The 13,709-nt window shown below is 71.2% G+C and carries 10 protein-coding genes; 7 read left to right on the plus strand and 3 right to left on the minus strand.

The window, feature by feature from the left end:
- Positions 1 to 347: 347 nt before the first annotated feature.
- The 5 genes from ITX44_RS22130 to ITX44_RS22150 all read left to right on the plus strand — a co-directional run bounded on the left by ITX44_RS22130 (position 348) and on the right by ITX44_RS22150 (position 7,007).
- The gene (locus ITX44_RS22130) at positions 348 to 1,742 is read left to right on the plus strand and encodes a diaminobutyrate--2-oxoglutarate transaminase (RefSeq protein WP_205359244.1); all 1,395 of its coding nucleotides are present in this window, start codon (positions 348 to 350) and stop codon (positions 1,740 to 1,742) included.
- Between the two features lie 124 nt (positions 1,743 to 1,866).
- On the plus strand, positions 1,867 to 3,687 hold the full coding sequence (locus ITX44_RS22135) for an IucA/IucC family protein (RefSeq protein ID WP_205359063.1): 1,821 nt from the start codon (positions 1,867 to 1,869) through the stop codon (positions 3,685 to 3,687).
- A gap of 75 nt (positions 3,688 to 3,762) precedes the next feature.
- The gene (locus ITX44_RS22140) at positions 3,763 to 4,470 is read left to right on the plus strand and encodes a GNAT family N-acetyltransferase (protein WP_236061293.1); all 708 of its coding nucleotides are present in this window, start codon (positions 3,763 to 3,765) and stop codon (positions 4,468 to 4,470) included.
- Positions 4,471 to 4,567: 97 nt separating this feature from the next.
- On the plus strand, positions 4,568 to 6,328 hold the full coding sequence (locus ITX44_RS22145) for an IucA/IucC family protein (RefSeq protein ID WP_307795428.1): 1,761 nt from the start codon (positions 4,568 to 4,570) through the stop codon (positions 6,326 to 6,328).
- A gap of 124 nt (positions 6,329 to 6,452) precedes the next feature.
- On the plus strand, positions 6,453 to 7,007 hold the full coding sequence (locus tag ITX44_RS22150) for an FHA domain-containing protein (RefSeq protein ID WP_205359064.1): 555 nt from the start codon (positions 6,453 to 6,455) through the stop codon (positions 7,005 to 7,007).
- 85 nt (positions 7,008 to 7,092) lie between these two features.
- On the opposite strand, the gene ITX44_RS22155 is transcribed toward ITX44_RS22150, so the two are convergent.
- Positions 7,093 to 8,298: a serine/threonine-protein kinase gene (locus ITX44_RS22155; RefSeq protein WP_205359065.1), complete on the minus strand. Its 1,206-nt coding sequence runs from the start codon at positions 8,296 to 8,298 to the stop codon at positions 7,093 to 7,095.
- Between the two features lie 53 nt (positions 8,299 to 8,351).
- Complete coding sequence (locus ITX44_RS22160; protein WP_205359066.1) at positions 8,352 to 9,533, minus strand: FHA domain-containing protein; 1,182 nt, start codon at positions 9,531 to 9,533, stop codon at positions 8,352 to 8,354.
- 114 nt (positions 9,534 to 9,647) lie between these two features.
- Between ITX44_RS22160 and ITX44_RS22165 the strand changes: the two genes are divergently transcribed.
- Positions 9,648 to 11,678 carry an ATP-dependent DNA helicase gene (locus ITX44_RS22165; protein ID WP_205359067.1) on the plus strand — a complete coding sequence of 677 codons (2,031 nt, stop codon included), beginning with the start codon at positions 9,648 to 9,650 and terminating at the stop codon, positions 11,676 to 11,678.
- A gap of 193 nt (positions 11,679 to 11,871) precedes the next feature.
- Here ITX44_RS22165 and lexA read toward each other — a convergent pair whose 3' ends face one another.
- Positions 11,872 to 12,651, minus strand: coding sequence for a transcriptional repressor LexA (gene lexA / locus ITX44_RS22170; protein WP_205359068.1), 780 nt, complete (start codon positions 12,649 to 12,651; stop codon positions 11,872 to 11,874).
- Positions 12,652 to 13,143: 492 nt separating this feature from the next.
- Between lexA and nrdR the strand changes: the two genes are divergently transcribed.
- Positions 13,144 to 13,653: a transcriptional regulator NrdR gene (nrdR, locus tag ITX44_RS22175; RefSeq protein ID WP_205359069.1), complete on the plus strand. Its 510-nt coding sequence runs from the start codon at positions 13,144 to 13,146 to the stop codon at positions 13,651 to 13,653.
- Positions 13,654 to 13,709: the final 56 nt, after the last annotated feature.

A 13,709-nucleotide genomic window follows, 5' to 3' on the forward strand; every position in this document is an offset into this window, starting at 1 on the left:
CGCCGAGGCCGGTCGGGAAGGAGGTCGGCAGCGCCCGTCCGTCACTGACAGTGACGGATTCCGAGGGCTTGTGGTCCGTTGAACGGTCCCCGGAACCGCACGCGGTGACCGTACTCATGAGCAGCAGCACCACGGCGGCGGCCACAAAGTGCATGCGTATCGGTGGTATGGGCGGTGCCCCCTGAGTGTCGAGCGCTCCTGCCCGGCCATGGCGGCGGGCGGTCGCATCCGGTTCGGCCGCGGAAACTTCTGTCGAACGGCCGTGATCGCTCCGTCACCGCGTCGTTAGTACGGACGGGGGACGAGGTGACCGTACGCCGATCCGGAGGAGACAGCACGTGGCGGCCATGCCGAGCGCGCCGGGGCACATCGCGGCACAGGACGACGAGTCGATGACGGGGGAGGGCATTCTGCGGCGGCAGGAGCAGCGCGAGTCCGCTGCGCGCACCTACGCCCGGTCACTGCCGGTAGTCCCGGTCCGGGCCCGGGGAATGAACGTCGAGGGCGCCGACGGACGCCGCTACCTGGACTGCCTGTCCGGCGCGGGCACCCTCGCCCTCGGCCACAACCACCCGGTCGTCCTGGAGGCCGTTCGGGACGTCCTGGACTCAGGGGCGCCGCTGCACGCGCTGGACCTGGCCACCCCGGTCAAGGATGCCTTCACCACGGCCCTGTTCGAGACCCTGCCGCCTGAACTCGCCGACCACGGCCGGGTCCAGTTCTGCGGTCCGGCCGGCACCGACGCGGTGGAAGCCGCGCTCAAGCTGACCCGGATCGCCACCGGCAGGCACGGCCTGCTCGCGTTTTCCGGCGCCTACCACGGCATGACGGCCGGTGCGCTGGCCGCCACCGGAGACACGACGGTACGCGCCTGCGCCGACGACAACGGCGGGCGCGTCATCCGGCTGCCGTACCCGTACGACTACCGCTGCCCGTTCGGGGTCGGCGGCGACCGGGGCGCCGAACTGTCCGCCCGCTGGACGGCCAATGTGCTGGACGACCCCAAGGGCGGGGTGCAGCCGCCCGCGGCGATGCTCCTCGAAGTGGTGCAGGGGGAGGGCGGCGTGATCCCCGCGCCGGACTTCTGGCTGCGGCGCATGCGCGAGATCACCGCCGCCCGCTCGGTGCCGCTGATCGTGGACGAGGTCCAGACGGGCGTGGCGCGCACCGGCACCTTCTGGGCGGTCGAGCGCAGCGGTGTGGTGCCCGACGTCATGGTGCTGTCCAAGGCCATCGGGGGCAGCCTGCCGCTCGCCGTGATCGTCTACCGCGAGGAACTGGACGTGTGGCAGCCCGGCGCCCACGCGGGCACCTTCCGTGGCAACCAACTGGCGATGGCAGCCGGCACCGCCACCTTGCGCTTCGTGCGGGAGAACCGCCTGCACGAACGGGCAGCGACGGTCGGCGCCCGCATGCTGTCCCGACTGCGGGGCCTGGCCGCCCACCAGCCCTGCGTCGGCGACGTCCGCGGCCGCGGCCTGATGATCGGTGTGGAACTGGTCGACACCGAGGCCGACCCCGACGACTACGGAGCGCTGCCCGCCGACCCACGCCTGGCCGCGCGGGTTCAGCAGGAGGCACTGCGCCGCGGTCTCATCGTCGAGCTGGGCGGCCGGCACGCCAGTGTCGTACGGCTGCTGCCGCCGCTGACCATTACCGACGAGCAGGCCGAGGCGGTGCTGGACCGACTGGCCTCGGCGCTGGATGCCGCCCGGTCCGCCGCCAAGGAGGCCGCGGCATGAACCGTACGCACAGGTTGCGACCCCACGGCGATCGTACGGGCAGCCTCCGTGACGCTCTCCGCGGCGGCCGTCCGGCGGGCCCCGCCGCACCACCCCCCGCCCAGACGACGAGTGGAGCACCGGCATGACCCCCCACACCCCCATCGACCAGGCGCTCGTCAGGGTGGGCGCCGCGCTGCCGCCTCAGCGCGTGCGAACCGCCCCTGATCTGGACCCGGCGCCGGACCTGCTGGAACAACGCGAGCCGTACGCGGTGGCCGACGCCGCGGCCATCGAGAACCTGCTGCGCTGCTGGGTCCGGGAGACCGGGCTCGACCGCCCGGCCGACGGGATGCTGACAGTGCCGCTGCCGGCCAGCGGCACCCGGCTACGGGCCGCCGTCCGCCACTGGTCCCACACCGGCCACCACCGCTTCGGCCCCGCCCACCTGGCCGGCGCCGATCGCGTCCCGCTCACCGCCGTGACCCTGACCACCCTGCTGGCCCGCGAGGGCGACAGTGCCCCGGCCGAAGCCGCCGACCTCGTCGCCCGCGTCGCGGACTCGGTACGCCGTACGGCCGCGTTCGTCACCGAGCGCCGCGAACAGCCGGGACCGGCCGAGCCGCTGCTGCCCTTCCTCGACTCGGAACAGGCGCTGATCCTGGGTCACCCCATGCACCCCACGCCCAAGTCACGCGAAGGGCTCGGTGAGACCGAGGCCGCCACCTACTCGCCGGAGTCGCGCGGCTCCTTCCCGCTGCACTGGATCGCGGTGGCGCCCGAACTGCTGGCCACCGACTCGGCCTGGACCGAGCGGGGCCGACCGGTGCCCGCCCCCGACCTGCTGGCGGCCCTCGCCGGGCCCGGCCTGCGGCTGCCCGAAGGCGCGGCACCACTGCCGCTGCACCCCTGGCAGGCCCGCGACATCCGTCACCGACCGGGCGTACGCGCCCTGTTCGACGCCGGCGCGCTGCAGGATCTCGGCCCGGTCGGTACGGCGTGGCACCCCACCTCCTCGGTGCGTACGGTCTACCGGCCGGACGCCGCGGTGATGCTGAAGCTGTCGCTCGGCCTGCGCATCACCAACTCCCGCCGAGAGAATCTGCGCAAGGAACTGCTGCGCGGCACCGAGGTGCATCGCCTGCTGCGCAGTGGCCTCGCCGTCCAATGGCACGCCGCGCACCCGGCGTTCGACATTGTGCGCGACCCGGCCTGGCTCGCGGTGAACGACGCCGACGGCCGACCGGTCCCCGGGCTCGACGTGATGCTCAGGCACAACGCCTTCGGCGCCGGTCACCAGGCGCACTGCGTCGCCGGACTCACCTCGCCCCGCCCCTGGCAGGACCTGCCGCTGCCCGCCATGCGCTCACGACTGGCCGTCCTCGTCGCCGCCCTGGCCCAGCGCACGGGTCGGCCCGCCGCCGCCGTGGCCACCGAGTGGTTCCTGCGCTATCTGGACGCGGTCGTCCGCCCCGTGCTCTGGCTCGACGGCGAGGCCGGGATCGCCCTGGAGGCCCACCAGCAGAACACCCTGGTACTGCTCGACGCCGACGGCTGGCCGTCCGGCGGACGCTACCGCGACAACCAGGGCTACTACTTCCGGGTCTCCCGCCGCTCCGACCTCGATGCCCGGCTGCCCGGCATCGGCATCGACAGCGACACCTTCGTGGCCGACGACATCGCCGACGAACGCTTCGCCTACTACCTTGGCATCAACAACGTCTTCGGCCTGATCGGTGCCTTCGGCTCCCAGAAGCTGGCCGACGAAGAGGTGCTCCTCGCCGCCTTCCGGCGCTTCCTCGGCACCGTCGGCGGGCGCAGCGCCCTGCCCGACTTGCTGCTGGACACCTCCCACCTGCGCTGCAAGGCCAACCTGCTGACCCGGCTGAACGGCATGGACGAACTCGTCGGCCCGGTCGACACCCAGTCCGTGTACGTCACCGTGCCCAACCCACTGGCCCGGTGAGCGCCGGGCACCGCATCCCAACCACACGCCGGCCCGCTGCCGGGCACCCGGAGCCGAGCAGAGGAAGGAGTTCCGTTGCCACCCTCCGACCCCAGCGCCGAGGACACCCTCGACCTGAAGCTGCCCGCCGAAGCTCTGGCGCTCATCCCTGAGGAACCCCAACAGGAGCGGGGTGCCGGTCGTGACCCCGCGACGGGTACCGACGACCGGGCCGCGCTGCTCGACCACATCGCCGCCTGGGGCCCCGCCGACACCCCGCACGGCTCGTTCCGTCTCGTCCCAGTGGTGCCCGCCCGTGACCTGGCCCTGATCACCCGATGGATGAACGACCCGGCTGTCGCCGAGTTCTGGGAGCTGGCCGGCGAGGCTCACATCACCGAGAAGCACCTGAGCGCACAACTCGACGGCGACGGCCGCAGTGTGCCCTGCCTGGGCGTGCTCAAGGACATCCCGATGAGCTATTGGGAGATCTACCGCGCCGACCTGGACCCGCTCGCCCGCTACTACCCGGCGAGGCCCCACGACACCGGCGTCCACCTCCTCATCGGTGGCGTCGCCGATCGTGCCCGCGGCCTCGGCAGCACCCTGCTGCGTACGGTCTGCGGGATGGTCCTGGAGCACCGGCCCGCCTGCACCCGTGTGGTGGCCGAACCCGACCTGCGCAACACCCCCTCCGTCTCCGCCTTCCTCACCGCGGGTTTCCGCTTCTGCGCCGAGGTCGACCTCCCCGGCAAACGCGCGGGCCTGATGATCCGCGACCGAGCCCTGTCCCACCTCATGTGAACGGCTGAGGTCGGCCGCCGGTGCTCCGGTCCGGTCGGCGGCCTCGGCCTCGCGTGTTTTCCGACCCACCACCTCGTCCCCGTGCAGGAGCCCACCTGTGATCGTCCCGCCCTCTCCCGACGGCGCCGCCTGGCACCGCGCGGCCCGGCGACTGCTCGCCAAAATGCTTGCCGAATTCGCCTACGAAGAGGTGATCATCCCGGTGCCGGAGCCCACCGCCGGCCCCACGTCGTACCGCCTGGACCTCGACCCCGACATCACCTACCGATTCCGCGCGCGCCGCGGTTCGTACGGCAGTTGGTACGTGGACCCGGAGAGCATCGGCCCCACCGGGGATCCCCTGCACTTCCTCAGACATGGGTACGACACCGTGCTCGGACTCGGCGGAGACACCACCGGACACCTGATCAAGGAACTGCTGGCCACCCTGTGCGCCGACACGCGGCTGGACGCCACCGCCCTCAGCGCCGCCGAACTCGCCGACCTCGACTACGCCGAACTCGAAGGGCACCAGACCGGGCACCCCTGGCTGGTCGCCAACAAAGGACGTATCGGATTCTCCGACGCGGACGCCGCCCGCTGGGCACCTGAGGCCCGCAGGCACCACCGGCTGCCCTGGATCGCGGTCCACCGCAACATGGCCCGATACCGCGGCATCCCCACCCTTGCCACCCCCGATCTCCTCTACGTGGAGGAACTCGCCCCCGCCACGCTCGACACCTTCCACCACGCCATCGCCGACCGGGGCCGGGAACCCGCCGACTACCTGCTGCTGCCCGTCCACCCCTGGCAGTGGGAGCAGGTCGTCGCCCCGCTGTTCGCCCCGGCGATCGCCGACGGATCCATCCTGCACCTCGGCACCGACAACGACCTCCGGCTGCCCCAGCAGTCCATCCGTACTTTCCTCAACGTCACCCGACCGCGTCGTCGTACGGTCAAACTCCCCCTCTCCGTCCTCAACACCCTCGTCTGGCGTGGCCTGCCCACCGAACGCACCCTTGCCGCGCCCGCCGTGACCGCATGGGTGCACGCCCTGCGCGACCGGGACCGCTTCCTGCGCGACGAGACCAGAGTGATTCTGCTCGGCGAGGTCGCGTCCATCGCGGTGGCGCACCCGCAGTACGACGCCCTGCCCACCGTGCCCTACCAGTACCGGGAACTGCTCGGCTGCATCTGGCGCGAGCCGCTCGGCACCTACCTCGACCCCGGCGAGCGGGCCCGTACGCTCGCCGCGCTGCTGCACACCGATCCCACGGGCCGAGCCTTCACCGCGGAGCTGGTCGAACGATCCGGACTCGCCCCCCGGGTCTGGCTGCGGCACCTGTTCGCTGCGCTGCTGCCCCCGTTGCTGCACTTCCTCTACCGCTACGGCACGGTGTTCTCACCGCACGGCGAGAACGCCATCGTGGTCTTCGACGAGCACGACATCCCGGTCCGCCTCGCGGTGAAGGACTTCGTCGACGACATCAACGTCTCCGCCGAACCGCTGTCCGAGCATGACACCATGCCGGACGACGTACGAGCCGTACTCCTCACCGAATCACCCGAATTCCTGACACAGTTCATCCATTCGGGCCTCTTCGTCGGGGTGTTCCGCTACCTCGCGCCGCTGTGCGACCAGCAGTTGGGCGTTCCCGAAGCCGAGTTCTGGGCATTGGCGCGCGAGGAGATCCTGCGCCACCAGGAGCGCTTCCCCGAGCTCAAGGAACGATTCGCCACGTTCGACCTGCTCACGCCGCGGATCGAGCGGTTGTGCCTGAACCGGAACCGGCTGCACCTCGACGGCTACCGGGACCGGCCGCAGCGCCCGCACGCCGCCGTCCACGGCTTTGTCCACAACCCGCTCCACCGACCCTGACCCGGTCGGGCGGGACATCGCTACGATCCCCGTAGTGACGCAGCCGGCGGCCGGGACACACGTACCAACCCACCCGCGCGCGGCCGGCCCGGGAAGAACCGAACGGAGCGAAGGGGGGCGGGCGATGAAGGACGGCACGGACACCGGCGTCTGTCCGGAGTGCGGCACGCCCGGCGTGCGGCCGGGGCAGTTGGTCTGCCAGGGCTGCTTCGTGCCCTTCTCCCTGATGGCACCGCCGAAGGACCGGGACGACGATCCCGACCCCACCGCCGACCTGCCCCAGGTGGACCCGGACAACGAGCAGACCCGGGTGATCAACATGATTCCCGGCGCGCTGCCCCGCCCCGCGCAGACCCGCAGGGACACCCCGCCCAGGGCGCTGCGGCTGTCCTTCCCGGGCGGGGAGATCGTGCCCGTCGAGCCCGGGGTGCGCATACGCATAGGCCGCGACCCGCAGCTCTGCCCGGCAGTTGCTTTCCTGTCCACCCGCGACAACCTCTCGCGGCTGCATGCCACCGTGGCGGTCGAGGCGGACGGCTCCGCCTGGATCTCCGACGAGGGCTCCACCAACGGCACCTTCGCGCACGGCTATCGCCTCGGTCCGGGGGACCGCGCTCCTCTGCGTCCCGGCGACCGAATACGGCTGGCCGCGGACGTGAACGTGAACGTGCTGCCCTGAGCGAGCGCCGTCGCGGCCCGGCCGGCCTTCGGCCCGGGCACGTCGGCCTTCGGGCAGAGCCCTTCACCGCTCCCGCGGGGCGCCCCTACTCGGCGCGGGACGCGGCATAGGCGGCGACACAGCGGGAGAGCGGGTGATCAGGACCCAGCGCCAATGAGGTGTTCTGCGCCAGCTCCGTCAGGCGGCGGGACACCGCGGCGGCGCCGTTGAGTCCTTCGAGTGCCCGGGCGCGGCCGAACAGCGCGGCGAAGGACGCCGGTTCGTCCTCGGCGCCCAGGCGGGTGATCTGCTGCAACGCCTGCCAGTAGCGCCGGTCGGCGTCGGCGAACCTGCCCTGGGCGAGCAGCCCTTCGCCGTCCTCCAGCATGGTCCACACCACCTGCCGGGCCCCGTTGACCAAAGCGCTGGGGGTGCGCGGCGCTGCGCCGGACCGCTGCATGGCCCGCAGCCGCAGAGCGACCTCGCCCGCCCCGGCCGGGCGGTCCTCCGGACGTTTGGCCAGCAGTCGGTGGATCAGGCGCGCCAGGTCCGCCGGCACCTCGGGTCGGCGGCTCTCGATCCGTTCCGGCGTCTCGTGCACATGCGCATAGGCATATCCGACGGCATTGCCCGCGGTGAAAGGAGGTCCTTCGGCGAGCATCGCGTACAGCACACATCCCAGCGAGTAGAGGTCCGACTGCTCAGTGACCTCATGGCCCTGGGCCTGCTCCGGCGAGAAGAACCGCGGGGAGCCCAGCACCGCGTGCGGGTCGGTGTAGCGGGTGAGTGTGGTGTCCCGCTGCGTCACCAGGCCGAAGTCGCAGATCTTGACCACGCCGTCCGGGAGCAGCATCACGTTCTCCGGCTTGATGTCCCGGTGGATCAAGCCGCGCTCGTGGGCGTGCTGCAGGCCGGCGCAGATCTGTGCCCCGTATGACAGTACGTCGGCGACCGGCAGTCCACCGCGTTCCAGTAGCACCTGCCGGAAGTCGGTGCCGTTGAGCAGTTCCATGACCAGGAACGGGCGCCCCTCGTGCTCGCCCGCGTCATGGACGGTGGCCACGTTCGGATGACTGAGCGCCGCCGCGGCGACCGTCTCCCGGCGGAATCGGCCCTGCCGCTCGCTGCGGTCGCCGTCGCCCCACTCCTCGCGGAGCGTCAGCACCTTCACCGCCACCCGGCGGGAGAGTCGCTGGTCCACCGCCGCGTAGACCCGCCCGAATCCGCCGCCACCCAGCGACTCCTCCAGCCGGTACCGCCCGTTCAGGACCGTACCGACCCCGATCTCGCCCGCCACACCGTCCTCGCTCACGTCTGCTCGTGCCGCTCGCTCACGCCCGCCCGCCCACGCCGGTCGTACCGCCCCTACTCTTCGTGCCCCTCACCCGGGCTCGGCCAGGGAAGCGGCACACTCAACATGGTCGGGCCCACGGCCGAGGCGCTGTCCTGCGGTCCGACCGTACCGTCGGTGGTGTCCTCTTCGAACACGAACTGCCTGCCGCTGGGCAGGAGTTCCAGCCGGTCGTGGAGCACGATCGAATCACCGCGGCGCAGCGTCCAGACGATGCCGTGGTGGAGGAGGAAGAGTTCGTCGCCGCTGGGCCGGACCCGGCGCACCCGAGTGCCGTTGGCGCTGCGCTCGTCCACCACCGACAGAACCTTCCCGTCGTAGTGCAGCACCACATGCGTCCGGCTCACGGAGTCCACCGCGGTGTCGTCGACCCATGCGCCGAGCGCCACCCCGCCGGCCGCGGGGGCCCGGCCGACGGCCAGCGGCTCGCCCGCCGTGACCATGAAGCGGCCCCGGACCGTGCCGTCCATGACGACCTTGACCTGGGCACGGCGGGGCAGCGGCCCCAGGTCGGTGAGCGGCAGGCCGTGCGTCGGACAGAGGACCTTCTCCCTGCGGCGGCGGGGCAGAGCGGTACTCGGACGGTCGGCGGCACCGAACAGCGGGCAGCCGGGCGCGGGGCAGCGCCAGTCGCGGCTCAGCACGGACCGGTGTCCGGAGGGGGCCCAGCGGCGCAGCACCCCCGCCTCCAGCAGAATGCCCTCTTCCTCCTTGCGGGACACTTCCCATTCGGGTGGCACCGGCATGACGCGAAGACGTACCCCTGTCCGGCCGTCCGGCTCCGCGAAGGGGCGCAGAAAGCGGTCCCGGCTGCCCGGGATCCACGGATAGGCGCGGTGGAAATCGAGGAAATTGTCCGCGCTGACCACCTGCAGTTCCAAGGCGTCGGCCAACTCCAGGATCCGGTCGTCCGCCCGCGGCAGGACCTCCAGCAGCCCGGTCTCGTACCAGCGGCCCAGGCGCTCGCGCTCGTCCGCGGTCAGGCGTCCGTCGGTCAGCAGGGAGCGGTCGGTGATCGCGTACACCTGCACCGCCGGGTCGTGGGCGAACTCGGCGAGCGCGTCCAGCAGTCCTTCGAGCCGGGCCAGATCCGCGGCCCTTTCCCCGCCCAATGCCGGCTCGCGCACGACGTTGGCCACATCCACGACGTATTCGGCGGCGGAAGCATCAAGCGTCAGGTGGCTCTCGCACTGCATATGACCAGAAGCTAGCACCGGCGGACCGGACCGGTCCCGGGAATGCCGGCGGGCGACCGGGGCGGGTGAGAGCGGGACGGCGTTGTCAGTGGCTCGCCGTAGGCTGGCCTCCCTATGGAAACCACGACCACCAGCCTCCAGGACGCGGCGGAGGAAACGGGCGGCGCAGCGCCGTCCGCCGCGCGGGGCAAGCCAGCGCTCACCGACCTGCTGCACGCCGCCGTGACCGCTGTGGGCGGCACCGAGCGGGCCGGACAGGTCACCATGGCCCAGGCCGTCGCCGACGCCGTGGACGACCAGTCCCACCTGCTCGTCCAGGCCGGCACCGGTACCGGAAAGTCGCTGGGCTACCTGGTGCCCGCGCTCGCCCATGGGGAACGCGTCGTGGTGGCCACGGCCACGCTTGCCCTCCAGCGGCAATTGGTGGAGCGCGACCTGCCGCGCACGGTGGAGGCGCTGCGCCCCCTGCTGCGCCGCGAGCCGCAGTACGCCATGCTCAAGGGCCGGTCGAACTACCTGTGCCTGCACCGCCTGCACGAAGGCGTCCCGCAGGACGACGAGGACGGCCTCTTCGACCCCTTCGAGGCCGCCGCGCCCACCAGCAAGCTCGGCCAGGACCTGCTGCGGCTGCGCGACTGGGCGGACGAGACCGAGACCGGTGACCGTGACGGCCTGACGCCCGGTGTGTCGGACCGCGCCTGGAGCCAGGTCTCGGTCACCTCCCGCGAGTGCCTGGGCGCCACCAAGTGCGCCTATGGCGCCGAATGCTTCGCCGAGGCCGCCCGCGAGCGGGCCAAGCTCGCCGACGTCGTGGTCACGAACCATGCGCTGCTCGCCATCGATGCCATCGAGGGCGCGCCCGTGCTCCCCAGCCACGAGGTGCTGATCATCGACGAGGCCCACGAACTGGTGGGCCGTGTCACGGGGGTCGCGACGGGCGAACTTTCTCCGATCAGCGTCAATCGTGCGGTCAAACGCGCTGCCAAGCTGGTCAACGAGAAGGCGGCCGACGCCCTGCTGACCGCGGGCGAGGGCTTCGAGCGGCTGATGGAGCTCGCCCTGCCTGGCCGCTTGGAGGAGATCCCTGAGGATCTCGCCTATGCGCTGGCCGCGCTCCGGGACGCCTGCCGTCAGGTGATCACCGCGCTGGGGGAGACCCGCGACAAGTCCGTCCAGGACGAGGACGCGGTGCGCAAGCAGGCCCTCGCCTCCGTGGAACACGTCCACGAGGTCAGCGAGCGACTGGTGCAGGGTTCGGAGTACGACGTGGTGTGGTGCGAGCGGCACGACCGCTTCGGCGCCTCGCTGCGGGTCGCGCCGCTGACCGTCTCCGGGCTGCTGCGCGAGAAGCTCTTCACCGAGCGGTCGGTCGTGCTGACCTCCGCCACCCTCAAGCTGGGCGGCGACTTCAACGGGGTGGGGGCCTCCTTGGGTCTCGCCCCGGAGGGGACGGAAGGCGAGGACGTCCCCCAGTGGAAGGGCATCGACGTCGGGTCACCGTTCGACTACCGCAAGCAGGGCATCCTCTACGTCGCCCGGCATCTCAGCCAGCCCGGGCGGGACAGCAACCGCGAGGACATGCTCGACGAACTCGCCGAGCTGATCGAGGCGGCCGGCGGCCGTACGCTCGGGCTGTTCTCCTCGATGCGCGGCGCCCAGGCGGCCGCTGAGGCACTGCGGGGACGACTGGACCACCCGATCCTGCTCCAGGGCGAGGAGACGCTGGGGGAGCTCATCCGGCGCTTCTCCGAGGACGCCCGCACCTGCCTGTTCGGAACGCTGTCGTTGTGGCAGGGCGTGGACGTGCCCGGCACGAGTTGCCAGTTGGTGGTGATGGACCGCATTCCGTTCCCGCGCCCCGACGATCCGCTGATGAGCGCCCGGCAGAAGTCGGTGGAGGAGCACGGTGGCAGCGGCTTCATGGCTGTCGCGGCCACGCATGCCGCCCTGCTCATGGCCCAGGGCGCCGGACGCCTGATCCGGGCCGGCGGCGACCGTGGTGTGGTGGCCGTCCTGGACCCGAGGCTCGCCACCGCTCGCTACGGCGGATTCCTGCGCTCTTCGATGCCGGAATTCTGGTACACCACCGACCGCAATCAGGTGCGCAAGTCGCTCGCGGCGATTGACGCTGCCGCGAAGGTCTGAGCGGGCGGGAAATCCGGGCCATGGGCGGCCCTGCGGCCTGGAAGCCCGGGACGGCGCAGGGCCGTCGCAGGCGTGCCGTGAGGGGCCGGCAGCGGTGAGGGAGCCTGTGGCTCGGTGGTCCCTTCCACGCCGGAGACATGGCGCGGCCCCGGAACCTGGGTAAAAGTTCCGGGGCCCCGCTGAGCGCCGCGCGTCAGATCCGGCGGAGCACCGCCACGACCTTGCCGAGAATGGTGGCCTCGTCACCGGGGATCGGCTGGTACGCCGCATTGTGCGGCAGCAGCCAGACATGGCCGTTGTCCCGCTTGAAGCGCTTCACGGTGGCCTCACCATCGAGCATTGCCGCGACGATGTCGCCGTTCTCCGCGACGGGCTGGCGGCGTACCGTCACCCAGTCGCCGTCGCAAATGGCCGCCTCGATCATCGAGTCGCCGACCACCTTGAGGACGAACAGTTCGCCGTCGCCGACCAGTTGACGGGGCAGCGGGAAGACGTCCTCGACGGATTCCTCGGCCAGAATCGGGCCGCCGGCAGCGATCCGGCCGACCAGTGGCACATAGGACGCCGAGGGTTTTCCGGTGGTGTCGGTCGGCTGCGGCTGGCCCGCGTCCGAAGCCCTGACCTCGTACGCCCGCGGCCGGTGCGGGTCACGGCGCAGGAATCCTTTGCGCTCCAGCGCCATGAGCTGATGGGCCACGGAGGAGGTGCTGGACAGGCCGACGGCCTGGCCGATCTCGCGCATGGACGGCGGATATCCACGGCGCTGGACCGAGTCCCGGATCACCTCGATAACCCGGCGCTGCCGTTCGGTCAGCCCGGAGCTGTCGGCGCGAATACCCGGGGGCCGTCCGGGAAGTGAACGCGCGGGCTTCGGGGTGTTCTCCTCGGGCATCACGTCCAACGGGCCGATTCGGTCCTGGGATCGGTCATGGGCGGTCAATGTTGAGGTGGCGCTCTCTGCGGTGGTGGTCACGGCGGCCCCTTTCACGTTGTTCTCCACCGCATGGGCTGCGGTTGGCCCGCTTCGGGGCGCGGGCGGTTAGTACAACGGTAGTGGGTTTCGAAAGGTTGCGCCAAACACACGTTCGAGTGAATTTGCATAAATCCGCTGACGTGATCAAGGTACCGGGTGTATGGATCGAATGGAAGTTCGATTCCAACATTTCTTCGGCGACTCCCGGTGCGAGCCTCCCACGGATCGCTGTGAAGACTCCCGACCGACACATCCGGCGCGCCGGGATCTACGCTCCGGGGCGGCGCGACCCCGTACTGTGGCCGCGACACGCAGGGACCCCCGATGGTGCGCAGACACCAGATCTAGTGCTTGGATAGTCCCCGCACACCACAAGTTGTGGTGGGCGGCCAGTGCGTGGCTAGTATTAGTGGCGCTTCGCGGGGGCTGTGACGGCCCTGCGGAAGCCATGTCGTCGTGCGCTCACCAGTGGGTGGGGAAGGGGGTTGGAAGATGCACTGTCCCTTCTGCCGGCACGCCGACAGCCGTGTGGTCGACAGCCGCACCACCGACGACGGAGCCTCGATCCGCCGTCGGCGCCAGTGCCCGGACTGCGGTCGCCGCTTCACCACGGTGGAGACGGCGTCACTGATGGTGATCAAGCGCAGCGGTGTGACCGAACCCTTCAGCCGGGACAAGGTGATCGCCGGCGTGCGCAAGGCGTGCCAAGGCCGTCCGGTCACCGAGGACGCCCTCGCCCAGCTCGGGCAGCGGGTCGAGGAGGCGGTCAGGGCGACCGGCAGTGCCGAGCTGTCGACCCACGACGTGGGCCTGGCGATACTCGGCCCGCTCCAGGAACTCGACCTGGTCGCCTATCTGCGCTTCGCCTCGGTCTACCGCGCGTTCGACTCGCTGGAGGACTTCGAGGCGGCCATCGGAGAGCTGCGTCAGCAGCTCCCACCCGGCACTCCTGGCGGGCTCGACGAAGAGCTCGGAACCGCGGCGTCCGCGGCTGTCGACTGACCGGCACCAGGAGCCCCAATCGTGCCGGGCGCCATTGTGCCCCGGCTGCAGACAAA

It is taken from the genome of Actinacidiphila acididurans, assembly GCF_016918855.1.
Taxonomy (GTDB): Bacteria; Actinomycetota; Actinomycetes; order Streptomycetales; family Streptomycetaceae; genus Actinacidiphila; species Actinacidiphila acididurans.